Raw genomic sequence first — 25,736 nt, 5'->3', positions numbered from 1 at the left:
GACTGTGGCCCGCCCGGTCAGTGCGCGGCTTCGTGCCAGCTGCGGCCGGTACCGACGGAGACGTCGAGCGGGACGGCCAGGTCGGCGGCCGAGCCCATCTCGCGGCGTACGAGCTCCTCGAGCGCGTCCTTCTCCCCCGTGGCCACCTCGAAGACGAGTTCGTCGTGCACCTGGAGCAGCATGCGTGAGGCCAGGCCGGCGTCGGCGATGGCGGTGTCGACGTTGAGCATCGCCACCTTGATGATGTCGGCCGCCGAGCCCTGGATCGGGGCGTTCAGGGCCATCCGCTCCGCGGCCTCCCGCCGCATCCGGTTGTCGCTGTTGAGGTCCGGCAGGTAGCGGCGGCGGCCCATGATCGTCTCGGTGAACCCGGATCCGCGGGCCTCGTCGCGCAGACCACCGAGATAGTCGCGGATGCCGCCGAAGGTCTCGAAGTACTCGTCCATCAGGCCCTGCGCCTCACCCGGCGTGATGCGCAACTGCTGGGAGAGTCCGAACGCGGAGAGCCCGTAGGCGAGCCCGTAGTTCATCGCCTTGATCTTGGCCCGTTGCTCGACCCCGACCTCGTCGGCGGGCAGCTCGAACACCTTGGCCGCGGTGATCGAGTGGAAGTCACGACCGGAACGGAACGCCTCGATCAGCTGCTCGTCGCCGGACAGGTCGGCCATGATGCGCATCTCGATCTGGCTGTAGTCGGCGGTCATCAGGCACTCGAACCCGTCGCCGACGACGAAGGCCTCGCGGATGCGGCGGCCGGCCTCGGTGCGGATCGGGATGTTCTGGAGGTTCGGGTCGGTGCTCGAGAGCCGCCCGGTCGCCGCGATGATCTGGTTGTAGGTGGTGTGGATGCGGCCGTCTCCGGCCACGGTCTTCAGCAGGCCCTCGACGGTCTGGCGCAGCCGGATCACGTCGCGGTGACGCAGCAGGTGCTGGAGGAACGGGTGCTCGGTCTTCTCGTAGAGCGACTGCAGCGCGTCGGCGTCGGTGGTGTAGCCGGTCTTGGTGCGCTTGGTCTTCGGCATGTCGAGCTCGTCGAAGAGGACCACCTGCAGCTGCTTGGGCGAGCCCAGGTTGATCTCCTTGCCGATCACCTCGTAGGCGTCGTCGGCGGCTGCCCTGACCTGGTCACCGAAGTCGGACTCCAGGCCCTCGAGGTAGTCGGTGTCGACGGCGATGCCGGTCTGCTCCATGCGGGCGAGGGTGCGGACCAGCGGCAGCTCGACGTCGGCGAGAAGGGCGGTGCCACCGTGCTCCTCGACGGACGTGTCGAGCGCGTCGGCCAGGTCGAGGATCGCGCGGGCGGTCAGCATCGCGACGTCACTCGCACCGCCGTCGTCGATCGTGTCGAAGCTCAGCTGGTCGGCGTCGCCGGTGTCCTGCCGCAGCTCGCGCTTGAGGTAACGCAGGGTCAGGTCGGCCAGGTCGTAGGAGCGCTGGTCGGGTTGCACGAGGTAGGCAGCCAGCGCGGTGTCGACGGCCAGCCCGCGCAGCTCCCACCCGCGTGCGGCGAGGGCGAGCGCGGGGCCCTTCGCGTCGTGGAGCACCTTCGCCCGCGACTCGTCGGCGAACCATGCGGCGAGCGCCGCGTCGTCGTCGGGAGCAACCTCCGTGGCGTCGACCCAGGCCGCCCGCCCTGAGGCGGTGGCCAATGCGACCGACACGACGTCACCGGTGCCGGCCCGCCAGCTGCCCTGGACCGAGACCCCGACCCGCTCCGCACCGCCGGCATGCTCCTCGAGCCACGCGGCCACGCTGCCCGGCGCGAGCCGTTCACCCTCGAGCTCGAAGCCCTCTTCGGAGACCTCCTGCTCGGTCTCGGGGTCGATCGTGTCGATGAGTCGGGTGCGCAGCTCGCCCCGGAACTCGAGCTCGTCGAGCAGCTCGAGCCCGGTCGTGCGGTCCCAGCCCTGACGCGCCATCTCGCCCGGCCGCACCGGGAGGGTCAGGTCGCGCACCAGCGCGTTGAGGTGGCGGTTGCGGATCACGTCGCCGAGGTGCGCGCGCAGCGCCTCCCCCTTCTTACCGGTGATCTCGTCTGCCCGTGCGATCACGTTGTCGAGGCCGTCGTACTCGTTGATCCAGCGGGCGGCGAAGCCCGGGCCGACGCCCGGCACACCGGGCAGGTTGTCGGAGGTCTCGCCCACGATCGCCGCCAACTCCGGGTAGCGCTGCGGCGGTACGCCGTACTTCTCCTCGACGTAGGCGGGCGTGAGCCGGGCCAGGTCGCTGACGCCGCGCATCGGGTAGAGCACCGTCGAGTCGTCGGTGACCAGCTGGATCGAGTCACGGTCGCCGGTGAGGATCAGGACCTCCATGCCCTCGGCCAGGGCCTGCGTGGTCAGCGTGGCGATGATGTCGTCGGCCTCGAAGCCGTCGAGCTCCATGTGGATGATCCGCAGGCTGTCGAGCACCCGCTGGATCAGGGGCAGCTGGCTCCGGAACTCGTCGGGAGTCTTGTTGCGCTTGGCCTTGTACTCGGCGTACTCCGCGAGGCGGAACGTCTGTCGGGACTTGTCGAACGCGACCGCCACGTGGGTCGGCTGCTCGTCGCGCAGCACGTTGACCAACATCGAGGTGAACCCGTAGACCGCGTTGGTGTGCTGGCCCGTGGCGGTCGAGAAGTTCTCGACCGGGAGCGCGAAGAACGCCCGGTAGGCGAGCGAGTGACCGTCGAGCAGGAGCAGACGGGGACGGGCAGGGCTGGAGGCAGCAGTCTCGGACACGCGTCGACTCTATCCAGTGGCGGGGACGGTCGGGCCCATGGGCACAATGGCCGCATGAGCGACGCGACCGCACCGAAGTCCCTGGCCGATCTCAGCATCGAGGAGTTCGTGGCTGCCATGCCCCAGGGCATGGGCAAGCTCAACGAGACGATGGGCATCGAGATCAAGGAGATCTCCGAGGACCGCATCGTCGCGACCATGCCTGTCGCCGGCAACACCCAGCCCTACGGACTGCTGCACGGCGGCGCTTCCGTCGTCCTCGCCGAGACCCTCGGCTCCATCGGCTCAGCGATCCACGCCTGGCCCGACAAGGTCGCCGTGGGCGTCGACATCAACGCCACGCATCACCGCGCCGTGACCTCCGGAGTGGTGACCGGGGTGGCCACGCCCATCCATCAGGGCCGGAGCATGGCCGCCTTCGAGATCGTCATCTCCAACGAAGCAGGCAAGCGGGTCTGCACCTCGCGGATCACCTGCGCGCTGATCCCGGCCGACCGGGTCTGACGACCCTCAGACGGACTCGCGCTGGCGGCGCAGCGACCTGCGCTGGGCCAGCACCTGTCCCAGCGGCTGGCGGTGGCCGACGGCATTGGCCGCCGGGCGGCGGACCGTCAGCTTCGCGCGTACGACGTGGGTCGGCGCCACGCGCAACACTGCCTGGGGGGCCAGCGCCATGCGGGCGAGGAACCGGTGTGCGTCACGCGAGCTGCTCAGTGACGCGCCGGCAACGTGGCCGATGCCGCGCTCCTCGGCGTACTGGACCGCGGACTCCATGAGCGCACGGCCGACGCCGCGACGCCGGAAACTGGGGTGGACGTGGGGCGAGATCGCCTGCACGACCGGCTCGAGATTGATCGGCGACAGCACGCTCAGGCGCAGGTAGATCGCGCCGGCCACTGCTCCGTCGCACTCCGCGACGACGACCCGGTCGTCGTCACTGGCGGTCGCGGCCTCGATGATGGCGACCATGTCGTCCGTGGCGGTTCCCACGGAGGGTCGCCGCATCAGATCTGCCCACAGCCCCACGAGATCGTGGGCGTCCGCCGTCGTGGCGTCACGCAGCACTACCTGCGATCGACTCATGGTCCTGCCTTCCTCACCCCAACACCCCGAACGTCTGGAGACTACGCTCAGCAACCCGTCATTGTCATAGGAGTCCCCACTTGACCGGATTCGGCCCGGGCACGGGCACCGTCGTGAACGTCCTCGCTGTCCTCCTCGGGGCGGGCATCGGCGTGCTGCTCGGCAACCGTCTGCCCGAACGCACCCGCGACCTGGTCACCGACGCACTCGGCCTGGTCACGCTCCTCATCGCCGCCGACAGCGCACGCGCGGCCTTCTCCCCCGCCCTCGCCGACCACACCGGCAAGGGCGCACCGTTGCTGATCGTCCTCGGCTCCCTGCTGGTCGGTGGGATCATCGGGTCGCTGCTCAGGCTGGAGCAGCGCGTCGAAGGCCTGGGCGGCTACCTTCAGCGGCGCCTGCAGGGCAGCGGGTCCACCGCGGAGCGGCACCGCTTCATCGAGGGGTTCGTGACCGCGTCCCTGATCTTCTGCACCGGGCCGCTGACCATCCTCGGCGCGCTCAACGACGGCCTCGGCAACGGCGCCGACCAACTGCTGCTCAAGTCCGCCCTCGACGGATTCGCCGCCATCGCTTTCGCGGCTGCGTTCGGGTGGGGTGTGGCGGCGAGCGTGCTCACCGTGGTCGTCGTGCAGGGCTCCCTGACCGGACTCGGGGTGGCGCTCGGCGACGTACTGCCCGAACCGCACCTGGCCGCGATCACCGCGGCCGGCGGCCTGCTCCTCGTCGGTGTGGCACTGCGCCTGCTGAGGATCCGCGAGCTCGCCGTGGCCGACCTCCTGCCGGCGCTCCTGGTGGCTCCGCTCCTCGTCACGGTCGCCCACGCCGTCGCCTGACCGGGTGATCGATGCGGATTCGTTGCAAGGTCGTTGCCTCAGGAGGGTGCCGCAGCCGTCACGAACCGGTCTACTGTGACTCAGCGATCCGTTCAGAGTGTGACCCGGGTCACGCTATAGTCCCCGCAGATCATCTGACCCCCATCTCGGCCACGCCGACAGGAGCCCCATGCACGTGCGACTGCTGCGAGTGTCGCTGCTCATCCTTCCCATGTTGTTCATGCTGCTCCTGGGCACGGGACTCTCCGGCGCTTCGGCGAGCCCGTCCGCGGACGACACCGCCGCGTCGGACGCATCCCCGGTCGCATCGGACAACGCGGAGACGGGCTGTCAGCTGACGAAGCCGCCGGACGACGAGACCCTGTCGATCTACGGCCTGATCTGCGACCGGCGCGAGAGCCCACGCGTACCGGTCCCCGACGTCACCGTGCTCGTCAAGGACACCTCTGGGAACGAGATCGGCCGCAGCGTCTCCGGCCCGGATGGCAGCTTCGTGATCGATCTCCCCGGTGAGCCGATCAACTACCTCGGCAAGACCTACGCGGTCAGCGTGGACAAGGCGACGCTCCCCGACGACACCGAGCCCGAGAAGACCGACCTCAAGATCGCCATCAACACCGACACCGACCAACCGGTGATCTTCCCGGTCGGGGCGGCCGGGCCCGGCGCCGAGGGCAAGCTGATCCAGGCCATCCAGCTGACCATCACCGGCCTGGTCTTCTCGGTGCTCCTGGCGATGGCCTCCCTCGGCCTCTCGATGATCTTCGGCACGACGGGCCTGACGAACTTCGCCCACGGCGAGCTGATCACGTTCGGTGCGCTGGTCGCTTTCGCGGTCGACAACCTCGACGGCGAGATACGCGTGGGGGGTGCCAACGTCACGATCATCGTGGGCGTGCTGGCCGCGTTCCTCGTGTCGGGGCTCTTCGGCTGGGTCAATGACGCCGGGCTGTGGCGACCTCTTCGCCGACGCGGCAGCAGCCTTGTCGCGATGATGATCGTGAGCATCGGCCTCTCGATCTTCCTGCGCAACGTCTACCAGTACTTCGCCGGCGCCCAGGCCCGCAACTACTCCCAGTACGCCGCCATCGAGCCCTGGGAGTTCGGATCGCTCACCGTCACCAGCCGTGACGTGGTTGTCTTCGTCGTCGGCATGGGCGTCCTGATCCTGACCACGAGCCTCCTGCGCTACACCCGGCTCGGCAAGGCGACCCGTGCGGTCGCCGACAACCCGGCACTCTCCTCCGCGACCGGCATCAACGTCGAGCGGGTGATCAGCATCGTGTGGATCGGCGGAGCGGCGCTGGCCGGCATGGCCGGTGCTCTCCTCGGCGTCACCCAGGGCTTCGACTACCAGATCGGGTTCAAGCTCCTGCTCCTGGTGTTCGCCGCCACGGTGCTGGGCGGGCTGGGCACGATCTGGGGAGCCATCGTCGGCGCGTTCGTGATCGGCCTGTTCACCGAGCTCACCACGCTGTTCATCCCGGCCGAGTTCAAGTACGTCGGTGCGCTTCTCGTACTGATCGTTGTCCTGTTGATCCGGCCACAGGGACTCCTGGGCCGCGCCGAGCGAGTCGGCTGAGGAGGGAAAACATGGACTTTCACAATCTTCTGACGCTGTCCCTGCAGCAGGCCCTCGGGCCCACCGCGGTGATCTACGCGCTGGCCGCAATCGGACTCAACGTGCACTTCGGCTACACCGGGCTGCTCAACTTCGGCCAGGCCGGTTTCATGATGGTCGCCGGCTACGGCATGGTCTTCGTGGCCACCGAATGGGGGCTGAGCCTCTGGCTCGGCACCCTGGTCGGGCTGGTCCTCACAGTCATCCTGGCGCTGCTTCTCGGCCTGCCCACCCTGCGACTCCGGGCGGACTACCTTGCCATCGTCACGATCGCCGCGGCCGAGATCGTTCGACAGACGATCGGTGCTGCCAAGTTCTCCGACAAGTTCGGCGGCCAGGACGGCCTCACCGGCTTCATCCAGCCGTTCCGCGATGCGAACCCCTTCAGCGGCACCAAGGGCATCCCAGGCGTGGTCACGTGGAGCGCCTTCGACTTCTGGGTGATGACCGTCGGCTGGCTGCTCGTGGCGCTCAGCTGCGTGGTGGTGTGGCTGCTGATGCGCAGCCCCTGGGGCCGCGTGCTGAAGTCGATCCGTGAGGACGAGGACGCCGTACGCTCCCTCGGCAAGAACGTGACCTCCTACAAGATGCAGGCGCTGATCATCGGCGGCCTCTTCGGCGCGCTCGCCGGCTTCATGACCGCGCTGCGGTCTGCCTCGATCGGTCCGTCGTTCTTCGCAACCGATGTGACCTTCTTCGCCTACACGGTGCTGCTGATCGGCGGAGCCGCCCGCGTGCTCGGTCCTGTGGTGGGGTCGATCATCTTCTGGTTCCTGATCTCCGCGCTCGGCATCTTCTTCAGCCAGGCGACCGGCGGCACTGACCCGCTGATCCCTGCCAGCATCATGGACTCCACCCAGGCCAGCCTGATGCGCTTCATCTTCCTCGGCCTGGGACTGATGCTGCTGATGATCTTCCGACCACAAGGGATCTTCGGCGATCGAAGGGAGTTGGCCATCGATGCCCGCTGAGACCAGCCTGCCCACCAACATCGAGGCTTCGAACGAGGAAGGCCTGGCCCGCTCCAAGGCGGCCCGCGCCGCCCTCGCCGACGTCAAGACAGAGCCCGGCGCCGCCAAACCGGACCCGATCCTGCGCGCCGACGGCATCGTCCGTCAGTTCGGCGGCCTACGGGCCGTCGATGTCGAGCACCTCGAGGTTCAACGTGGCGTGATCACCGCACTGATCGGCCCCAACGGTGCCGGCAAGACCACTTTCTTCAACCTGCTCACCGGCTTCGACCGTCCGGACGAGGGCGAGTGGTGGTTCAACGACAAGAAGCTGAACCGGGTGCCCGCCTACAAGGTGGCCCGCATGGGCATGGTCCGCACCTTCCAGCTGACCAAGGTGCTGGCCCGGCTCACCGTGCTCGAGAACATGCGCCTCGGCGCCACCGGCCAGCGTGGCGAGAGCCTGCTCTCCGCGATGCTCCAGCCTCGATGGGCCGGCCAGGAGGCCGCGAACACCGAGCGGGCGCACGACCTGCTCGCCCGGTTCCTCCTCGACAAGAAGGTCCAGGACTTCGCCGGCTCGCTGTCCGGCGGTCAGCGCAAGCTCCTCGAGATGGCGCGGGCGCTGATGACCGAGCCCGAGCTGGTCATGCTCGACGAGCCGATGGCGGGTGTGAATCCGGCGCTCAAGCAGTCCTTGCTGGGGCACGTGAAGTCGCTGCGCGACGAAGGCCGCACGGTCCTGTTCGTCGAGCACGACATGGACATGGTCCGTGACATCTCCGACTGGGTCATCGTGATGGCGCAGGGGAGGATCGTGGCCGAGGGCCCGCCTGACTCCGTCATGGCCGACCAGCGCGTGATCGATGCCTATCTGGGCGCACACCACGACGTGGCCCTCACGTTCGAGGCGGAGGAGGAGATCCTCGCCGCGGCCGAGGCAGAGATCGAGCAGGAGGAGCACAATGACTGACGACACCGTGACCCCCGAACGCAGCCAGCACCTGGCAGCCGCCGATGGGGCGGTGCTGCGTGCGGACGATCTCATCGCGGGATACCTGCCGGGGGTGAACATCCTCAACGGCACCGATCTCTACTGCCACAAGGGAGAGCTGGTCGGCATCATCGGCCCCAACGGCGCCGGCAAGTCAACCCTGCTCAAGGCCCTCTTCGGTCTCGTGAAGGTCTCGACCGGCAAGGTGGTCCTCAACGGCGACGACATCACCAACCAGCGGGCCGACAAGCTGGTCACCGCCGGCATCGGGTTCGTCCCCCAGACCAACAACGTCTTCCCGTCGCTGACCATCCAGGAGAACCTCGAGATGGGCTCCTTCCAGCGTCCGAAGTCGTTCAAGAAGCGCTTCGAGTTCGTCGGCGAGCTCTTTCCTGCCCTGCTGGACCGCCGCGCTCAGCGGGCCGGGTCGCTGTCGGGTGGTGAGCGCCAGATGGTGGCCATGGGGCGAGCGCTGATGATGGAGCCGTCGGTGCTGCTGCTCGACGAGCCTTCGGCGGGTCTCTCCCCCGTGATGCAGGACGAGGTCTTCGTGCAGACCCGCCGCATCAACCGTGCCGGCGTGTCCGTGGTCATGGTGGAACAGAACGCCGCACGATGCCTACAGATCTGCGACCGGGCCTACGTGCTCGACCAGGGCCGCAACGCCTACACCGGCACGGGCCAGGCGTTGGCCAACGACCCCAAGGTGATCGAGCTCTACCTGGGCACCCTGGCCCAGCGCTGACCTCACGGTCCCGTACGCCGTACACACCGTTCGCACACCGCGAGCACACAAGAGGGGCCCGGCCGAATCGGCCGGGCCCCTCAGTGCTTGGTGCTGTGACGAATCAGTTCGACTGCGGCACGACGCCGGAGACGTTGTCGATCTCGTCGTACTTGTTGCCCTTCTTGTACTCGTAGATGCCGTAGGAACCGGCAACCAGCGAGCCCGAGTCGGTCATGTCGGCCGCACCGGACTTGCCGTCGTAGTCGATGTCCTCGCCGTCGGCCAGCAGCTCCGCGCACTCCTTGAACTCAGTGCACTTCGTGCCTTCGCGGGTGACGTCGACGATGTTGGCGCCGATCGTCGTACCGGAGTCGTCCTTGCCGGCGATCGCCGCGAGCGCACTGATCACGACGGCGTCGTAGGACTCGGCGCCGTAGGTCAGCGTGTCCTTGACACCGGGCTGCTTCTTGAGTCGCGCGATGAACTCCGCGTTCGGTGACGCGGGCGCCGGCGAGGTGGCCAGAACGCCAGTGAGGTCGAAGCCCTTGTAGCTGTCGGACAGGTTGCCGTCCACGAAGTAGATCTGGACATCCTGGGGGCCGTAGCCCTTGGCGATCAGCTGCGGGATGATCTTCGAGGTCTCGTTGAACGACACCAGGACGATCGCGTCGGGCTTCGAGGCGGCGATCTTGTTCACCTCGGCGGTGAAGTTCTGCGCGTCGGCCGAGTAGAGCGTGCTCTCGCTGACCGTGGCGCCCTTCTCCTTCAGCACCTCCTCGATGCGCTTCGACAGGCCCTCGCCGTAGAAGTCCTGCCGACCCATGATGGCGACGTTGCTGTGGTCGTCCTCGATGATCCGGTTCGCCAGGATCTCGCCCTGCAGGATGTCGGACGGTGCGGTGCGGAAGTAGAGGCCGTTGTCGTCGTAGGTGTCGAACCCGGCCGCGGTGTTCGCGGGCGAGAACTGCACCACGTTGCTGCCGGTGATCTTGTCGATGACACTGACCGAGACACCGGAGGCAGCCGCACCGACGATGACGTCGGACTTGGCAGCGAGCAGCTTGTCGACCTCTGCGCCCGCGATGTCGGGCGTGCCGTCGCCCGAGTCGGCCTTGGACTGGACGACCTTCTTGCCGTTGACCCCGCCGGCGGCGTTGATGTCGTCGACTGCGAGCTGCACGCCGGCGAACTCCGGCGGGCCGAGGAACGCGAGGTCGCCGGTCTGCGGCAGCAGGGTGCCGATGGTGAGCGTCCCGTCGCCCTTCTTGGCACCAGTCGAGGACTTGTCGTCGCTGGCGGTCTTGTCATCGCCGCTGTCGTCGCTGCCACAGCCAGCCAGTGCCAGCGAGCCCACGAGAGCAAGTACAGCGAGACGCGCGAATTGTGTGGGGCGCTTCATGAAGCCTCCGGTTCATCTTTGTGGCGCCGACGGCACACCGCCGCCGAATCTGTAACGAAATTAGCGCCAAACAGGACACTGGCGACCAAGCACGCAACCTCGTTGCCAAGTTGTGACCTGCGCGACACCCGTCGTTACAAGGAGCTCGAGCCCGGCCCGTGCTCGACCACGCCGTCAGAGACCTGCTTCATCGAGAGCCGGAGGTCCATCGCGGTCTTCTGGATCCACCGGAAGGCGTCGGGCTCGCTGAGTCCGAGCTCCTTCTGGAGCACGCCCTTGGCGCGCTCGACCGACTTGCGGGTCTCGAGGCGCTCGGTCAGGTCGGCGACCTCGGACTCCAGGGCGGCCAGCTCGGTGAACCGGCTCACCGCCATCTCGATGGCCGGCACCAGGTCGTTGCGGGAGAACGGCTTGACCAGGTAGGCCATCGCACCGGCGTCACGGGCCCGTTCGACCAGGTCGCGCTGGGAGAAGGCGGTCAGCATCAGGCACGGCGCGATGCGCTGCTCGGCGATGCGCTGGGCGGCGGAGATGCCGTCGAGCTTGGGCATCTTCACGTCGAGGATCACCAGGTCGGGGCGCAGCTGCTCGGCCAGGGCGACGGCCTGCTCGCCGTCGGCGGCCTGACCGACGACGTCGTACCCCTCCTCGCCCAGCATCTCGGCGAGGTCCATGCGGATCAGCGCTTCGTCCTCGGCGATGACGACGCGAAGGGCGGGGCTGGCGCTGGGCTGTTCGGTCACGGCGTCAAGACTAGTGGGTATCGCCGGAGGTTCGTCGGGGGTGGCCCGTGCTCTGGGTGCGTGCATCGCAAGGCGGAGGAGCGAAGGCGGGGCGGAGCCCCGTCGAGTCTCCGACAACGCCGCGAGGTGCGTGCACAGGGTGCGGGACACACGACGAACCTCCGGTGGTGCCCACTCGGGCGCTCGGCCGCGCCACGTCGAAACACCATGCGGCGGGCCATGCCCTGATCGTGGAAGTGCGCGTCGTATCCGGTAGCCTGTGCTCGCCTTTGGCCCCGGTAGTCCAACGGCAGAGACGATGCACTCAAACTGCATACAGTGTGGGTTCGAATCCCACTCGGGGTACTTTTTTCGGCCAGCTCGGGAAGACCCGGCATCCACTGTCGGTGGCGTTCTCGACACTCAAGACATGTACGACGACCGCGTGCGATCCGCCGCCAACCGTGCCCTGGCGAACGGCTCCAGTGTTGCCGAGGCGGCGCGCGATCTTGGAGTGGCTCGGGCGACGGTTCGGGACTGGCGCGACCATCCCGGCCGTGAGCTCGATCAAGTGTGCCCCCGATGCACGCCGACCACGCCGATGCCGTCCGCGGCGTACGCCGCACTGCTGGGCTTCTACCTGGGCGACGGCTGTCTCTCGACGCACTAGGGGAAGGTGGTGCTCCGGGTGTCGTGCGACGCCACATACCCAACCGTGATCGATGACGTGTCCACCTTGACAGCCATGCTCGCTCCACACCGAACCGTCTTCCACGTCCCAGCACCGGGGACGACCGTCGTACAGGCTGGCTGGAAGCACTGGCTGTGCCTGTTCCCGCAGCACGGACCCGGCCGCAAGCATGAACGTTCCATCGCACTCGAGCCGTGGCAGCGGGAGATCGTGGACACCCACCCGGCCGACTTCCTCCGAGGGCTCTTCCACTCCGACGGGTGCCGCTCGAAGAACTGGACCATCAAGGTGGTCGCCGGCGAGATGAAGCGCTACGACTATCCCCGGTGGGAGTTCAGCAACCGCTCCGAGGACATCCACGCCCTCTGTGGCGCGGCCCTCGACCGACTCGACATCCCGTGGAGGCGGTCGGGAGAGTTCCACCTGTCGGTGTCACGACGTGACGCAGTCGCCGCCCTGGACAAAGCGATCGGGCTGAAGTGCTGAACTGGTCAGCGCTTGCGCTGGTACGCCGGCGCCACCATGTTGACCTGGCCCATCATCTCCTCGGGGTGCTCCACGAGCGACCACGATCGTGCAGGTGTCGAGTAGTGACACCGATTTTCGCGCAGAAGCGACCCGGATCATGCACGTGCATGATCCGGGTCGTGCGCGGGCCGACCGTGGTCAGCGGGCGCGCTTGTACGCCGGGGCCACCTCGTTGATGGCATCGCCGATGCGGTGGATCCGCAAGGCGTTCGTCGAGCCGGGGATGCCGGGAGGCGAACCGGCGATGATCACGACGAGGTCGCCTTCCTTGACCCGGCCGATCGACAGCAAGGCCTCGTCGACCTGGCGCACCATCTCGTCGGTGTGCTCGACCGCGGCGGTCTTGAACGTCTCCACACCCCATGTCATCGACAGTTGGGAGCGCACCTTGGCCTCGGGGGTGAACGCCAGGATCGGGATGTGCCCGCGGTAGCGCGCCAGGCGTCGTGCGGAGTCGCCGCTCTGGGTGAACGCGACGAGGTACTTCGCCCCGACCCGCTCCCCCACCTCGGCGGCGGCCTTCGCGATGACGCCACCGCGGGTCTTGGGATTCCAGTCGATCGCGGTCATGTGCTTGAGGCCGTGGTCCTCCGCCGAGCCGAGGATCCGCTCCATGGTCTGGACCGTGATGATGGGGTACTCCCCCACGCTCGTCTCACCGGAGAGCATCACCGCGTCGGTGCCGTCGAGCACGGCGTTGGCGACGTCGGACGCCTCCGCCCGCGTCGGCGCCGGAGCCGAGATCATCGACTCCAGCATCTGGGTCGCCACGATCACCGGCTTGGCGTTGCGACGGGCCTTGTCGATGACCCGCTTCTGCAGGAACGGCACGTCCTCGAGCGGGCACTCGACGCCGAGGTCGCCACGCGCCACCATCAGCCCGTCGAAGGCCTTCACGATCTCGTCGAGGTTGTCGATCGCCTGCGGCTTCTCGATCTTGGCGATCACCGGCACGAGCACGCCGACCTCCCGCATCACCTCGCGAACGTCCTCGACGTCCTTCGCGTTGCGGACGAACGACAGCGCGATGAAGTCGACGCTGAGGGACAGCGCGAACCGGAGGTCCTCGATGTCCTTGGTCGACAGTGCCGGCACCGACACCGCGACGCCGGGCAGGTTGATGCCCTTGTGGTCGCTGACCTTGCCGCCGACGACCACCTCGGTGTTGACCGTGTCGCCCTCGACCGACACGACCTTCAGCCGCACCTTGCCGTCGTCGATCAGGATCGGGTCGCCGGCCGACACGTCACCGGGCAGTCCGGCGTACGTCGTGGACGCGATCTCGTTGTTGCCCGGGACCTCGCGCGTGGTGATTGCCCAGGCCTGGCCCTTCTTCAGCTTGACCGGACCGTTCGGGATCAGGCCGAGGCGGATCTTGGGGCCCTGGAGATCGGCGAAGATACCGACGCCGTGCCCGCTCTCGTCGGAGGCCTTGCGGACGAGCTCGTAGCTGCGACGGTGGTCCTCGTGGGTGCCGTGGCTCATGTTGAGCCGGGCCACGTCCATGCCGGCGTCGACGAGTTGGCGGATGGACTCGGGGGACGACGTGGCGGGCCCGAGGGTGCACACGATCTTTGCTCTACGCACGAACCAAACCTACCGGTCGGCGTGAACGTGGGAGCAACGGCTCGTTCACACCGGACGATCAGGCAGTGCACACACGAGGCCGTCGAAGACTGCATCCGACCACGTCAGGAAATGACCGACCCGTCGTGAGTTTCGAGAACTCACGACGGGTCGGTCAGAACTGGCGACGGGTCAGACGACGAGCGGACGGGCCGTCGGCGGGATCGGTGCCGGCAGGGTCGTCGATCCGGTCAGGAACTCATCCACCCCGGCAGCCGCGGCACGGCCCTCGGCGATCGCCCACACGATCAGCGACTGCCCGCGACCGGCGTCACCGGCCACGAAGACACCCTCGACCGAGGAGGCGTACTTGTTGTCCCGGGCCACGTTGCCGCGCTCGTCGAGCTCGACACCGAGCTGGTCGATCAGGCCGTCCTGCTCGGGTCCGACGAAGCCCATCGCGAAGAGCACGAGCTCGGCGGGGATCTCCCGCTCGGTCCCCTCGATCTCGGTCAGCTTGCCGCCCTCGAAGACCACGTCGACCAGGACCAGGGCCCTGACGTTGCCGTCGTCGTCACCGAGGAACTCCTTGGTGGAGACGGCGTACACGCGGTCTCCGCCCTCCTCGTGGGCCGAGGAGACCTTGAAGGTCATCGGGTACGTCGGCCACGGCTGGTTGCTCGGCCGTGCCTCGGGCGGCTGCGGCAGGATCTCGAGCTGGGTGATCGAGGCAGCACCGTGGCGGATCGACGTGCCGAGGCAGTCGGCACCGGTGTCGCCACCGCCGATGATCACGACGTTCTTGCCGTCGGCGCGGATCTGGTCCGAGCCATCCGATGTCGCAGGCTCGCCGAGCGAGGCCCGGTTCGACTGGGGCAGGAACTCCATGGCCTGGTGGATGCCACCGAACTCGCGTCCGGGCACCGGCAGGTCACGGGCCTTGGTCGAACCCACGGCGATGACCACCGCGTCGTACCGACCGCGCAGCTCGTCGGCAGTGATCTCCGCACCCACGTCGACACCGGCGCGGAACACCGTGCCCTCGCGACGCATCTGCTCGAGCCGCTTGTCGAGGTGCTTCTTCTCCATCTTGAACTCGGGGATGCCGTAGCGCAGCAGCCCACCGATCTTGTCCGCGCGCTCGTAGACCGCGACGGTGTGACCGGCCCGGGTCAGCTGCTGGGCGGCGGCCAGACCGGCCGGACCGGAGCCGATCACGGCCACGGTCTTGCCGGAGAGCCACTCGGGCGGCTGGGGCCGGACGAAGCCGGACTCCCACGCCTTGTCGATGATCGAGACCTCGACGTTCTTGATCGTCACCGGGTCCTGGTTGATGCCCAGGACGCAGGCGGTCTCACACGGCGCCGGGCACAACCGACCGGTGAACTCCGGGAAGTTGTTGGTCGCGTGGAGACGGTCGATCGCGCCTTCCCAGTCGTCACGCCAGACCAGGTCGTTCCACTCCGGGATGATGTTGCCCAGCGGGCAGCCCTGGTGGCAGAACGGGATGCCGCAGTCCATGCAACGGCCGGCCTGCTTGGTGATGATCGGAAGCAGGGCGCGGCCGACGCCGTCGGGGTAGACCTCGTTCCAGTCCTTGACCCGCTCGTCGACGGGACGACGGGTCGCGACCTCGCGGCCGTCCTTCAGAAAGCCCTTGGGGTCAGCCATGATTGGCCCCTTCCTGGTGAGTGCCGGGGGTGCGGTCAGCCACAGGTGGCAGAGCCTGCTCCATGATGCGCGTGACGACCGCACCGCTGTACGAACCGTTCCGACGCTTGCGGTCAGCCATGAAGCACCTCCATGATGCGGGCCGCTGCCTGGTCTTCGTCGAGCCCCTCTTCGAGCGCTTCCTCGCGCGCTTCGAGGACTCGCTTGAAGTCGCTCGGCATGACCTGGGTGAATCGGGACAGGGCGCTGTCCCAGTCGGCCAGCAGGTCGCCGGCGACCGAGGACTCGGTCTCCTCGAGGTGCTTGGTGACCAGTTCCTTGAGCTCGTCGGCGGCCTTGCCCTTGACCTCGCTGAGCTCGACGAGCTCGGGGTTGACCCGGCCCTCGTCGAGGTCGAGCACGAACGCGTAGCCCCCGGACATGCCGGCCGCGAAGTTGCGCCCGGTCTGGCCGAGTACGACAACCTTGCCGCCGGTCATGTATTCGCAGCCGTGGTCGCCCACGCCCTCGACCACGGCCGAGACACCCGAGTTGCGCACGCAGAAGCGCTCGCCGGCCTGCCCACGGAGGAAGATCTCCCCCGACGTGGCGCCGTACCCGATGGTGTTGCCGGCAATGATCTGCTGGGACGCGTCGAACGTGGCGTTGCGGTCCGGACGGACCACGATGCGACCGCCCGAGAGGCCCTTGCCGACGTAGTCGTTGGCGTCGCCCTCGAGGCGCAGCGTGACACCGCGCGGCACGAAGGCACCGAACGACTGCCCGGCCGAACCGGTGAAGGTGATGTCGATCGTGCCGTCGGGCAGGCCCTCGCCGCGGTAGCGCTTGGTCACCTCGTGGCCGAGGATCGTGCCGACGGTGCGGTTGACGTTGCGCACCTGAACCTGGGCGCGCACCGGCTCGCCGTTCTCGAGCGCCGGAGCCGCGATGCGGACCAGCTCGTTGTCGAGCGCCTTGTCGAGTCCGTGGTCCTGACCGGTGGTGTTGCGTCGGGCCGCCCCTTCGGGCAGCTCCGGCAGGTGCAGCACCGGCGACAGGTCGAGACCGGCCGCCTTCCAGTGGTTCACGGCCTTCTCGGTGTCGAGGCTCTCGACGTGGCCGACGGCCTCGTCGAGGGTGCGGAAACCGAGCTCGGCGAGGATCTCGCGGACCTCCTCGGCGATGTACTCGAAGAAGTTCACGACGTACTCGGCCTTGCCGGAGTAGCGCTCGCGGAGCACCGGGTTCTGCGTCGCGACGCCCACGGGGCAGGTGTCGAGGTGGCAGACCCGCATCATGATGCAGCCCGAGACCACCAGCGGAGCGGTGGCGAAGCCGAACTCCTCGGCGCCCAGGAGGGCGGCGATCACGACATCGCGACCGGTCTTCAGCTGGCCGTCGGTCTGCACGACGATGCGGTCACGCAGTCCGTTGAGCAGCAGCGTCTGCTGGGTCTCGGCGAGGCCGAGCTCCCAGGGTCCGCCGGCGTGCTTGAGCGAGGTCAGCGGAGAAGCACCGGTTCCGCCGTCGTGGCCGGAGATGAGTACGACGTCCGCGTGCGCCTTCGACACACCGGCAGCGACGGTGCCGACGCCCATCTCGGCGACCAGCTTCACGTGGACCCGGGCCGCCGGGTTGGCGTTCTTCAGGTCGTGGATCAGCTGGGCGAGGTCCTCGATGGAGTAGATGTCGTGGTGCGGCGGCGGGGAGATCAGGCCCACGCCGGGCGTGCTGTGCCGGGTCTTGGCCACCCACGGGTAGACCTTGTGACCGGGCAGCTGGCCACCCTCACCGGGCTTGGCACCCTGCGCCATCTTGATCTGGATGTCGTCGGAGTTCGTGAGGTACTCGCTCGTCACGCCGAAGCGTCCCGAGGCGACCTGCTTGATCGACGAGCGACGCTCCGGGTCGTAGAGGCGCTCCGGGTCCTCGCCGCCCTCACCGGTGTTGGACTTGCCGCCCAGCCGGTTCATCGCGATGGCGAGTGTCTCGTGGGCCTCCATGCTGATGGAGCCGTAGGACATGGCACCGGTGGAGAAGCGCTTGACGATCTCGGAGACCGGCTCGACCTCGTCGATCGAGATCGGCTCCCGCTCGCCCTCCTTGAACTTGAACAGGCCGCGCAGCGTCATCAGCCGCTCGGACTGCTCGTTGACCCGCTCGGTGTACTGCTTGAACACGTCGTACCGGCCGGCACGCGTGGCGTGCTGGAGGCGGAAGACGGTCTCCGGGTCGAACAGGTGCGGCTCGCCCTCCCGACGCCATTGGTACTCGCCACCGATGTTGAGCTCACGGTGGGCCGGCGCGATACCGCCGCGCGGGTACGCCGTGGCGTGGCGGCGGGCCACCTCCTCGGCGATCACGTCGAGCTCGATGCCGCCCAGTTTGGAGGTGGTGCCGGTGAAGTACTTGTCGACGACGCTCTGCGAGAGTCCGACGGCCTCGAAGATCTGGGCACCGGTGTACGACGCGACGGTCGAGACACCCATCTTGCTCATCACCTTCAGGACGCCCTTGCCGAGCGACTTGACGAGGTTCTTGACCGCGACCTGTGGCTCGATCTTGACGTAGTAGCCCTCGCGCGCGAGGTCCTCGACGGACTCCATCGCGAGGTACGGGTTGACCGCGGCCGCGCCGTAACCTACGAGCAGCGCCACGTGGTGCGTCTCGCGTACGTCGCCGGCCTCGATGAGCAGGCCGACCTGGGTGCGGGTCTTCTCGCGGACCAGGTGGTGGTGCACCGCACCGGTGAGCAGCAGCGACGGGATCGGCGCCAGCTCGGCGGTGGAGTGCCGGTCGGAGAGCACGATGATGCGGGCGCCGTCGGCGATCGCGTCGGAGACCTCCTGGCAGATCTCGTCGATCCGCGCGGCCATCGCCGCGCCGCCGCCCTCGACCTCGTAGAGGCCGCGCGAGACGTGGGTGATGAAGCCGGGCATGTCACCGTCACGGTTGATGTGACGGATCTTGGCCAGGTCGTCGTTGTCGATCACCGGGAACGGCAGCACGACCTGGCGGCACGAGGCCGGGGTCGGCTCGAGCAGGTTGGACTCCGGCCCGATGGTGCCGTTGAGCGAGGTCACCAGCTCTTCCCGGATCGCGTCGAGCGGCGGGTTGGTGACCTGGGCGAAGAGCTGTGCAAAGTAGTCGAACAGCAGGCGCGGCTTCTCCGACAAGGCGGCGATGGGTGTGTCGGTGCCCATCGAGCCGATCGGCTCGGCCCCCGTGTTGGCCATCGGGGTGAGCAGGACGCGCAGCTCCTCCTCGGTGTAGCCGAAGATCTGCTGGCGACGCGTCACCGAGGCGTGCGTGTGCACGATGTGCTCACGCTGCGGCACGTCGTTGAGGTGGATCAGCCCGGCGTGCAACCACTCGTCGTACGGGTGCTCCGCGGCCAGCTCGGACTTGATCTCCTCGTCCTCGATGATGCGGTGCTCGTCGGTGTCGACGAGGAACATCTTGCCGGGCTGCAGGCGGCCCTTGCGGACGATCGTGGCCGGGTCCAGGTCGAGTACGCCGACCTCGGAGGCGAGCACCACGAGACCGTCGTCGGTGACCCAGTAGCGCGACGGGCGCAGCCCGTTGCGGTCGAGGACCGCGCCGACCTGGCGGCCGTCGGTGAACACGACACAGGCGGGGCCGTCCCACGGCTCCATCATCGCGGAGTGGAACTCGTAGAAGGAACGACGCTTGTCGTCCATCTCGGTGTGGTTCTCCCACGCCTCGGGGATCATCATCAGGACCGAGTGCGGCAGCGTCCGGCCACCCATGTGCAGGAGCTCGAGCACCTCGTCGAAGGACGCGGAGTCGGAGGCACCCTGGGTCACGATCGGGTAGAGCCGCTCGAGGTCGCCGGGGATCAGGTCGGAGGACAGCAGGGCCTCGCGGGCACGCATCCAGTTGCGGTTGCCCATGACCGTGTTGATCTCGCCGTTGTGCGCGATGAAGCGGAACGGGTGCGAGAGCGGCCAGCTCGGGAACGTGTTCGTCGAGAACCGCGAGTGCACGACCGCCACGGCCGAGGCCACCCGCTCGTCGACGAGGTCGGGGAAGACCTGGTCGAGCTGGTCGGTGGTCAACATGCCCTTGTAGGCGATGGTGCGCGAGGAGAGCGACGGGAAGTAGACGTCGGTCTCGCGCTCGGCGCGCTTGCGCAGGCAGAAGGCCAGGCGCTCGAGGGCCATGCCGGCGATGCGGGAGCCCTTGCCGGCAACGAACAGCTGCACGAAGGCGGGCATGCAGTCGCGGGCGGTGGTGCCGAGAGGTGCGTCGTTGGTCGGCACCTCGCGCCAGCCGAGGACGGCGAGGCCCTCTTCGGCGGCGATCTGCTCGATCAGCTGCCGGGTCTTGGCGACGTTCTCGGCGTCACCGGGAAGGAAGGCGGTGCCCACGGCGTACGACCCGGCGACCGGGAGGTCGAAGTCGACGACCTCACGGAGGAACGCGTCGGGGACCTGCATCAGGATGCCGGCGCCGTCACCGGAGTTCGGCTCGGCACCCGCGGCACCGCGGTGTTCGAGGTTGCGGAGGGCAGTCAGCGCCTTCGAAACGATGTCATGGCTGGCCACGCCCGTCAGGGTTGCCACGAACGCGACACCGCAAGCGTCGTGCTCGCTGGTTCCGTCGTACAACCCCTGAGGCGGCGGGAATGCGTGCATGGGCATTCTCCCGTCGTCATCTGCGCCGACCCGGCTGAGCGGGAAGGCGAACTGGTCAGTGCAAGAAAAACTGATTTACGGCAGGGGACGACACTGGCCCTCGCGGAGCGCCCAGACTAACACCCAAATCGGCTGCCCCACGAGCCAGAACCCGTCGCCGGACACGTTCGTGACGTCCGTCTCAGGCTGTGGCAACCCTCGTCGGGTGGGCTCAGCCGACCCCCTGGCCGACCGCGATGCCGACCAGGTACGTGATCGCGAACGCCGCGGCACCGAGCACCACCTGGCGTCCGCCGCCGTACCACCAGGGCCGGTTCGTCAGCCGGGTCACCACGGCTCCACACCCGAACAGGGCGAGCAGGGTGAGCACCATCGACGGCCACAGGATCTCGACGCCGAGCAGGTAGGGCAGGACGGGGACGAACGCCCCGAGCGAGAACGACACGAACGACGAGACCGCGGCGACACCCGGCCTGGCCAGCTCGTCGGGGTCGATCCCGAACTCCTGCATGGAGTGCACGGCGACCGCGCTGTCGAGGTCGCGGTGCACCTGGGCGGCGACCTCGGCGGCGAGGTCTGCGTCAAGGCCCCGGTCGGTGAGCATCTCGGCCAGCTCGGCGGTCTCGCCCTCCGGGTTGGCGATGATCTCCTTGCGTTCCTTCTCCACCTCGAACTCGGCCGCCTCGGCCTGGCTGGCGACCGAGGCGTACTCCCCCGCCGCCATCGAGAAGGCGCCTGCGGCGAGGCCCGCCAGACCGGCGAGTACGACGGCCGAGGTGTCCGGGGCTCCCCGTGTTCCACCGGCGACTCCGGCGATCAGCGCGGCGTTGGAGACCAGGCCGTCCATGGCACCGAAGACGGCCGGACGCAGCCAGCCGCCGTTGACGTCACCGTGGTCGTGCTCGATCTCAGGGGTCTCGTGGGTCGTGCTCATGGAACTGAACCTAGTGAGTGCGATGCCCGAATGCACCGAAGGACAGGCTCACCTGTCGGTGTCGGAGCCGGCCCTGGTCCCGTCGGCGTCCTCGGCCTCGTCGGTCTCGGCGGCGTCATCCGCCGGCTCCTCCTCCGCCGACTCGGTGCCGGCGGGCTCGTCTGCTCCGGGATCCGGGTCGGCACCGTCCACGGCGTCCTCACCGACCTTCTCCTCGACCGTGTCCTGCTCGTCGGCCACAGCCGAGTCGGACACCGCGGCTGCGTCGCCCGTCGCGGCTGCGTCGTCGTCCTGCGGGTCACGGAAGACGCTCTCCTCGCGGCCCGGGTGGCGCCTGCTCGACCAGATGAAGTACGCCACGGCGGCCACGAACAGGACGATCGAGGTCCAGACGTTCAGGCGGAGCCCGAAGACGTCGTCCATCTGCACGTCGTCGATGCGCATCGTCTCGATCCATCCACGGCCCAGCGTGTAGCCGGCGACGTAGAGCGCCATCACGCGGCCGAAGCCGAGCTTGAACTTCGCGTCGGCCCAGATCAGCAGACCGAAGATGCCGAGGTTCCAGATGCACTCGTAGAGGAACGTCGGGTGGTACGTCGCGTCCTCGAGGTGCCCGGCGAGCCGGTGGTCACGGTCGATCTCCAGGCCCCACGGCAGGTCGGTGGGTCGGCCGTAGAGCTCCTGGTTGAACCAGTTGCCCCACCTGCCGAAGGCCTGCGCGACGATGACGCCGGGTGCCAGGGCGTCCATCACGGGGAGGATCTTGATGCCCATCACGCGGGCGCCGATCATCGCGCCGACCGCACCGAGCGCGATGGCGCCCCAGATGCCCAGCCCGCCGCGCCACACGTAGAGCGCGGTGACCGGGTTCTTGTCCTCGCCGAAGTAGAGGTGGTAGTCGGTGATCACGTGGTAGAGCCGGGCGCCCACGAGGCCGAACGGGATTGCCCAGAGCGCGATGTCGGACATCTGGCCGGGCTTGCCGCCGCGGGCCACCCACCGCTTCTCGCCGATCCAGATCGCCGCGATGACACCGACGATGATGCACAGCGCGTAGGCCCGGATCGGGAACGGTCCGAGCTCCCAGACGCCCTCGGAGGGGCTGGGGATGGTCTGCAGGATCATGAATCCGCCTTCAGCAGTTTCGTGAGGTCGTCGGCGAGGTCCGTGGCTGAGGTGTCCTGGTTCCAGATCACCGGGACCTCGTCGTGGGAGTCGATCGAGAACACGTGCGTGTCGTGGGTGACGTCGTAGCCACCGGAGGGCAGCTTCTTCTCACGCTGCATGAACACGCCGAACGACTTGGCAAGCTCCGCGATGGTCGACAGCTCGCCGGTCAGGCCGACGAAGTCGTCGCTGAAGCGGTCGAGGTAGGTGCGCAGCGCCTTCTCGTCGTCGCGCGCCGGGTCGGTGGTCACGAACACCACCTGCACGTCGTCACGCTGGTCGTCGTCGAGCCGGGTCAGCGAGGAGGCGACGTTCGACATCACCATCTGGCAGATGTCGGGGCAGTTCGTGTAGCCGAAGAAGACCAGGGTCACGGGCTTCTCGGTCTGCTCCGCGAGCGAGAAGTCGGCCCCGTCGGTGTCGGTCAGGGCGGCGACCGGTGCGGCGTACCTGTCCTTCAGCGCGGTGCCGTGGAAGCCCTCCTCGCCGACGGGTTGCTCGCCGCTGGCGCACCCGCTCAGCACCAACGCCGCGGAGAGTGCCACAGCGGCGAAAGACCCCCTACCCACGTCGTACGCCGTCGGCCAGGTCGCGGGTCAGCGCGGCCAGGGCGGCAAGCCCGGCCTTCCGGTCGGCGCCGGCGTCGAGCAGCGTGCGGACGAACGCGGAGCCGACGATGACACCGTCGGCGTACGACGCCACCTCGGCGGCCTGGTCGCCGTTGGAGACGCCCAGGCCGACACCGACGGGCAGGTCGGTCGTGCTCTTCGTGCGCGCCACCAGGGGCCCGGCCAGGTCGCTGGTCGTCGACCGGGCGCCGGTGACGCCCATCACCGCAGTGGCGTAGACGAACCCGCGCGAGGCGGCCGTGGTCATCGCGATCCGCTCGTCGGTCGAGGACGGCGCGACGAGGAAGACCTTGTCGAGGTCGTGCCGGTCGGCGGCCGCGATCCACTCCTCGCCCGAGTCGGGCGTGAGGTCGGGGGTGATCAGCCCGGCGCCACCGGCCGAGGCCAGGTCGGCGGCGAACTTCTCCACTCCGTAGCGCTCGACGGGGTTCCAGTAGGTCATCACGAGCGTCGGCACGCCGGTGGCGGCCACCGCCTCCACCGTACGCAGCACGTCGCGGGTGCGGACGCCTCCGTCGAGCGCCTGCTGGGCGGCGGCCTGGATGGTCGGGCCGTCCATCACGGGGTCGCTGTAAGGCAGGCCGATCTCGACCACGTCGACCCCGGCCTCGACCATCGTGCGAATCGCCTCGATGGCGCCGTCGACGTCCGGGAAGCCGGCGGGCAGGTAGCCGACCAGGGCGGCGCGGTTCTCGGACCGGGCCTTCTCGAAGGCGCTCTTGGCACTCACTTGTCGTCTCCCTCGGTCTCGCCCTCGGTGCCGCCCAGGCCGAACCAGTCGATGGCGGTGCCCATGTCCTTGTCGCCGCGTCCGGAGAGGTTGACCAGGATGGTGGCGTCGGGGCCCTTCTCGGCGGCCAGCTGCTCGGCGATCTTCAACGCCCCGGCCAGGGCGTGGGCCGACTCGACGGCCGGGATGATGCCCTCGGTGCGGCTCAACAGGGCCATCGCGTCCATCGCCTCGGCATCGGTCACCGGCAGGTAGGTCGCGCGACCGATCTCGGACAGGTGGGAGTGCTCCGGTCCGACGCCCGGGTAGTCGAGCCCGGCGGAGATCGAGTGGGACTCGATGGTCTGGCCGTCCTCGTCCTGGAGCACGTAGGTGCGGGCGCCGTGCAGCACGCCGCTCTCCCCCGCGCCGATCGTGGCCGCATGACGGCCCGTCTCGACACCGTCGCCGCCGGCCTCGAAGCCGTAGATCGCGACGTCGTCGTCCTCGAGGAAGGCGGTGAACAGGCCGATCGCGTTCGACCCGCCGCCGACGCAGGCCGCGATCGCGTCCGGCAGCACGCCGTACTGGTCGAGGCACTGCTGGCGCGCCTCGTCGCCGATGCCGCGGCAGAAGTCGCGCACCATGCTCGGGAACGGGTGCGGTCCGGCGGCGGTGCCGAAGAGGTACGCCGTGTGGTCGACGCTGGCCACCCAGTCGCGCAGGGCCTCGTTGATCGCGTCCTTCAGCGTCGCCGAGCCGGAGTCGACCGGGATCACCTTGGCGCCGAGGAGCTGCATGCGGGCCACGTTGAGCGCCTGGCGCTTCGTGTCGACGGCACCCATGTAGACGGTGCAGTCGAGGCCGAAGTAGGCCGCTGCGGTGGCGCTGGCCACGCCGTGCTGTCCGGCGCCGGTCTCCGCGATCACTCGGGTCTTGCCCATCCGCTTGGTCAGCATCGCCTGGCCGAGCACGTTGCGGATCTTGTGCGCACCCGTGTGGTTGAGGTCCTCGCGCTTGAGCAGGATGCGGGCACCGACCTGCTTGGAGAGTCGCTCGGCTTCGTAGAGCAGGCTCGGGGTGCCGGCGTACTCGCGCAGGATCTTCTCGAACGCGTCGGTGAACTCCGGGTCGGCCATGGCCTCCTGCCAGGCGACGGTCAGCTCGTCGAGCGCGGCGACCAGCGCCTCGGGCATGAACCGCCCGCCGAAGTTGCCGAAGAAACCGCGTTCGTCCGCGCCGAACCTGAGCTCACTCATGCCTGTCTCCCAATCGCTGTCATCGCCCGCACGGCACCTTCCGGGTCGCCGTCCCTGACCAGGGCCTCTCCCACGAGTACGACGCGGGCGCCTTCGGCCGCGAAGCGTTCGACGTCGGCGGTGCCGGTGATGCCGGACTCGGCCACCTTCACCCTGTCGTCGGGGATCAGTGCGGACAGGCGGCCGAACGTGTCGTTGTCGACCGCCAGGGTCTTGAGGTTGCGCGCGTTGACACCGATCAGGTCGGCACCGAGGTCGACCGCGCGCCGGGTCTCCTCCTCGTCGTGCACCTCGACCAGCACGGTCAGGCCGAGGGCGCGCGCCTCGGCGTACAACCGCTCGAGCTCGGGCTGCGGCAGGGCGGCGACGATGAGCAGCGCGAGGTCGGCTCCGGCCGCGCGGGCCTCGTGCAGCTGGTAGCTGGTGACGATGAAGTCCTTGCGCAGCAGCGGCGTGTCGACCGCGGCGCGTACGGCGCGCAGGTCGTCCAGGCTGCCGTTGAACCGACGCTGCTCGGTGAGCACGCTGATCGCGGCCGCTCCCCCGCGCGCGTAGGCCGAGGCCAGCACCGCGGGGTCGGGGATGTCGGCGAGGTCGCCCTTGCTCGGGCTCTTGCGCTTCACCTCGGAGATGACGCTCATGCCCTCGGCCCGGAAGTGCGGCATCGGGTCGCGTGCCGGCACCGCGGAGGCGGCCAGCGCCTCGACCTCGGCGAAGGGGACGCGTTCCTCGCGTTCGGCCAGGTCGATCCGGACACCCGCGACGATGTCGTCGAGCACGGACATGCAGCACACCTCCAGGTTGGGACGGAGTCAGTTTGTCACCCTCGTGGTCAGGTCCCCGAGGCGCCTCTCGGCGGTGGAACCGGGCCCGGACGGCGAAGGGGCCGA

Annotated in this window: 21 protein-coding genes and 1 tRNA gene; 9 read left to right on the top strand and 13 right to left on the bottom strand. The window is 68.5% G+C overall.

What is annotated here, in order from left to right; all coding sequences use genetic code 11:
* Positions 1–17: 17 nt before the first annotated feature.
* Positions 18–2,723, bottom strand: a complete 2,706-nt coding sequence (gene polA, locus ASD66_RS10165) for a DNA polymerase I (RefSeq protein WP_056676940.1) — start codon at positions 2,721–2,723, stop codon at positions 18–20.
* Positions 2,724–2,777: 54 nt separating this feature from the next.
* Here polA and ASD66_RS10160 point away from each other — a divergent pair, with 54 nt between their 5' ends.
* Positions 2,778–3,227, top strand: a complete 450-nt coding sequence (locus ASD66_RS10160; protein ID WP_056676938.1) for a hotdog fold thioesterase — start codon at positions 2,778–2,780, stop codon at positions 3,225–3,227.
* A gap of 6 nt (positions 3,228–3,233) precedes the next feature.
* On the opposite strand, the gene ASD66_RS10155 is transcribed toward ASD66_RS10160, so the two are convergent.
* A complete protein-coding gene (locus tag ASD66_RS10155) occupies positions 3,234–3,806 on the bottom strand; it encodes a GNAT family N-acetyltransferase (protein WP_056890861.1) in 573 nt (190 codons plus the stop codon).
* An 80-nt stretch (positions 3,807–3,886) separates the two neighbouring features.
* On the opposite strand from ASD66_RS10155, the gene ASD66_RS10150 reads away from it, so the two are divergent.
* The 5 genes from ASD66_RS10150 to ASD66_RS10130 all read left to right on the top strand — a co-directional run bounded on the left by ASD66_RS10150 (position 3,887) and on the right by ASD66_RS10130 (position 8,952).
* The gene (locus tag ASD66_RS10150; RefSeq protein ID WP_056890860.1) at positions 3,887–4,642 is read left to right on the top strand and encodes a DUF554 domain-containing protein; all 756 of its coding nucleotides are present in this window, start codon (positions 3,887–3,889) and stop codon (positions 4,640–4,642) included.
* Between the two features lie 169 nt (positions 4,643–4,811).
* Positions 4,812–6,224 carry a branched-chain amino acid ABC transporter permease gene (locus ASD66_RS10145; RefSeq protein ID WP_056890859.1) on the top strand — a complete coding sequence of 471 codons (1,413 nt, stop codon included), beginning with the start codon at positions 4,812–4,814 and terminating at the stop codon, positions 6,222–6,224.
* Positions 6,225–6,235: 11 nt separating this feature from the next.
* Positions 6,236–7,234, top strand: coding sequence for a branched-chain amino acid ABC transporter permease (locus ASD66_RS10140; protein WP_056890858.1), 999 nt, complete (start codon positions 6,236–6,238; stop codon positions 7,232–7,234).
* Positions 7,224–8,186 (top strand): ABC transporter ATP-binding protein, encoded by a 963-nt coding sequence (locus tag ASD66_RS10135; RefSeq protein WP_056890857.1) that lies wholly within the window; start codon positions 7,224–7,226, stop codon positions 8,184–8,186. Before ASD66_RS10140 ends, ASD66_RS10135 begins: the two co-directional genes overlap by 11 nt.
* On the top strand, positions 8,179–8,952 hold the full coding sequence (locus ASD66_RS10130; RefSeq protein ID WP_056890856.1) for an ABC transporter ATP-binding protein: 774 nt from the start codon (positions 8,179–8,181) through the stop codon (positions 8,950–8,952). Before ASD66_RS10135 ends, ASD66_RS10130 begins: the two co-directional genes overlap by 8 nt.
* 103 nt (positions 8,953–9,055) lie before the next feature.
* Here ASD66_RS10130 and ASD66_RS10125 read toward each other — a convergent pair whose 3' ends face one another.
* Positions 9,056–10,288: an ABC transporter substrate-binding protein gene (locus ASD66_RS10125; protein ID WP_235530040.1), complete on the bottom strand. Its 1,233-nt coding sequence runs from the start codon at positions 10,286–10,288 to the stop codon at positions 9,056–9,058.
* A gap of 179 nt (positions 10,289–10,467) precedes the next feature.
* Positions 10,468–11,076 carry an ANTAR domain-containing response regulator gene (locus ASD66_RS10120; protein WP_268788521.1) on the bottom strand — a complete coding sequence of 203 codons (609 nt, stop codon included), beginning with the start codon at positions 11,074–11,076 and terminating at the stop codon, positions 10,468–10,470.
* A gap of 272 nt (positions 11,077–11,348) precedes the next feature.
* Here ASD66_RS10120 and ASD66_RS10115 point away from each other — a divergent pair.
* The 3 genes from ASD66_RS10115 (at position 11,349) to ASD66_RS25220 (ending at position 12,232) form a co-directional block, all read left to right on the top strand.
* Positions 11,349–11,421 (top strand) — tRNA-Leu (locus tag ASD66_RS10115).
* 64 nt (positions 11,422–11,485) lie between these two features.
* Positions 11,486–11,725: a helix-turn-helix domain-containing protein gene (locus tag ASD66_RS25225; protein ID WP_235530039.1), complete on the top strand. Its 240-nt coding sequence runs from the start codon at positions 11,486–11,488 to the stop codon at positions 11,723–11,725.
* A 75-nt stretch (positions 11,726–11,800) separates the two neighbouring features.
* On the top strand, positions 11,801–12,232 hold the full coding sequence (locus ASD66_RS25220; RefSeq protein ID WP_235530038.1) for a hypothetical protein: 432 nt from the start codon (positions 11,801–11,803) through the stop codon (positions 12,230–12,232).
* Between the two features lie 180 nt (positions 12,233–12,412).
* Here the strand turns inward: ASD66_RS25220 and pyk are convergent, their stop codons facing one another.
* From pyk to trpC, 9 genes are all read right to left on the bottom strand, one after another.
* Positions 12,413–13,861, bottom strand: coding sequence for a pyruvate kinase (gene pyk, locus ASD66_RS10105; protein ID WP_056890854.1), 1,449 nt, complete (start codon positions 13,859–13,861; stop codon positions 12,413–12,415).
* Positions 13,862–14,032: 171 nt separating this feature from the next.
* Positions 14,033–15,511, bottom strand: a complete 1,479-nt coding sequence (locus tag ASD66_RS10100; protein ID WP_056676910.1) for a glutamate synthase subunit beta — start codon at positions 15,509–15,511, stop codon at positions 14,033–14,035.
* A 113-nt stretch (positions 15,512–15,624) separates the two neighbouring features.
* Entirely contained in the window at positions 15,625–20,148 is a 4,524-nt protein-coding gene (gltB, locus tag ASD66_RS10095) for a glutamate synthase large subunit (protein WP_414858571.1), read from the bottom strand.
* Positions 20,149–20,359: 211 nt separating this feature from the next.
* Complete coding sequence (locus ASD66_RS10090; protein WP_056890852.1) at positions 20,360–21,082, bottom strand: VIT1/CCC1 transporter family protein; 723 nt, start codon at positions 21,080–21,082, stop codon at positions 20,360–20,362.
* Positions 21,083–21,130: 48 nt separating this feature from the next.
* Positions 21,131–22,207: a prolipoprotein diacylglyceryl transferase gene (gene lgt, locus ASD66_RS10085; protein WP_056890851.1), complete on the bottom strand. Its 1,077-nt coding sequence runs from the start codon at positions 22,205–22,207 to the stop codon at positions 21,131–21,133.
* Positions 22,204–22,818 (bottom strand): SCO family protein, encoded by a 615-nt coding sequence (locus ASD66_RS10080; RefSeq protein WP_082563525.1) that lies wholly within the window; start codon positions 22,816–22,818, stop codon positions 22,204–22,206. The genes lgt and ASD66_RS10080 overlap by 4 nt, the downstream gene beginning before the upstream one ends.
* On the bottom strand, positions 22,811–23,608 hold the full coding sequence (gene trpA / locus ASD66_RS10075) for a tryptophan synthase subunit alpha (RefSeq protein ID WP_056676899.1): 798 nt from the start codon (positions 23,606–23,608) through the stop codon (positions 22,811–22,813). Before trpA ends, ASD66_RS10080 begins: the two co-directional genes overlap by 8 nt.
* Positions 23,605–24,846, bottom strand: a complete 1,242-nt coding sequence (gene trpB / locus ASD66_RS10070) for a tryptophan synthase subunit beta (RefSeq protein ID WP_056676897.1) — start codon at positions 24,844–24,846, stop codon at positions 23,605–23,607. The genes trpA and trpB overlap by 4 nt, the downstream gene beginning before the upstream one ends.
* Positions 24,843–25,631, bottom strand: coding sequence for an indole-3-glycerol phosphate synthase TrpC (trpC, locus tag ASD66_RS10065; protein WP_056676894.1), 789 nt, complete (start codon positions 25,629–25,631; stop codon positions 24,843–24,845). The genes trpB and trpC overlap by 4 nt, the downstream gene beginning before the upstream one ends.
* Positions 25,632–25,736 lie beyond the last annotated feature (105 nt).

The organism is Nocardioides sp. Root151, assembly GCF_001427925.1.
Classification (GTDB): Bacteria; Actinomycetota; Actinomycetes; order Propionibacteriales; family Nocardioidaceae; genus Nocardioides.
Note: the sequence above shows the minus strand (reverse complement) of the source record. Positions and strands in the feature narration are given on the sequence as shown.

What these genes read in the sequence shown, in the direction of transcription:
- ASD66_RS10160 (WP_056676938.1), top strand. Translation starts at nt 2,778, where the DNA reads ATGAGCGACGCGACCGCACCGAAGTCCCTGGCCGATCTCAGCATCGAG.
- ASD66_RS10155 (WP_056890861.1), bottom strand. Translation starts at nt 3,806, where the DNA reads ATGAGTCGATCGCAGGTAGTGCTGCGTGACGCCACGACGGCGGACGCC.
- ASD66_RS10145 (WP_056890859.1), top strand. Translation starts at nt 4,812, where the DNA reads ATGCACGTGCGACTGCTGCGAGTGTCGCTGCTCATCCTTCCCATGTTG.
- ASD66_RS10140 (WP_056890858.1), top strand. Translation starts at nt 6,236, where the DNA reads ATGGACTTTCACAATCTTCTGACGCTGTCCCTGCAGCAGGCCCTCGGG.
- ASD66_RS10135 (WP_056890857.1), top strand. Translation starts at nt 7,224, where the DNA reads ATGCCCGCTGAGACCAGCCTGCCCACCAACATCGAGGCTTCGAACGAG.
- ASD66_RS10130 (WP_056890856.1), top strand. Translation starts at nt 8,179, where the DNA reads ATGACTGACGACACCGTGACCCCCGAACGCAGCCAGCACCTGGCAGCC.
- ASD66_RS25225 (WP_235530039.1), top strand. Translation starts at nt 11,486, where the DNA reads ATGTACGACGACCGCGTGCGATCCGCCGCCAACCGTGCCCTGGCGAAC.
- ASD66_RS25220 (WP_235530038.1), top strand. Translation starts at nt 11,801, where the DNA reads ATGCTCGCTCCACACCGAACCGTCTTCCACGTCCCAGCACCGGGGACG.
- ASD66_RS10100 (WP_056676910.1), bottom strand. Translation starts at nt 15,511, where the DNA reads ATGGCTGACCCCAAGGGCTTTCTGAAGGACGGCCGCGAGGTCGCGACC.
- gltB (WP_414858571.1), bottom strand. Translation starts at nt 20,148, where the DNA reads ATGCACGCATTCCCGCCGCCTCAGGGGTTGTACGACGGAACCAGCGAG.
- ASD66_RS10090 (WP_056890852.1), bottom strand. Translation starts at nt 21,082, where the DNA reads ATGAGCACGACCCACGAGACCCCTGAGATCGAGCACGACCACGGTGAC.
- lgt (WP_056890851.1), bottom strand. Translation starts at nt 22,207, where the DNA reads ATGATCCTGCAGACCATCCCCAGCCCCTCCGAGGGCGTCTGGGAGCTC.
- trpB (WP_056676897.1), bottom strand. Translation starts at nt 24,846, where the DNA reads ATGAGTGAGCTCAGGTTCGGCGCGGACGAACGCGGTTTCTTCGGCAAC.
- trpC (WP_056676894.1), bottom strand. Translation starts at nt 25,631, where the DNA reads ATGTCCGTGCTCGACGACATCGTCGCGGGTGTCCGGATCGACCTGGCC.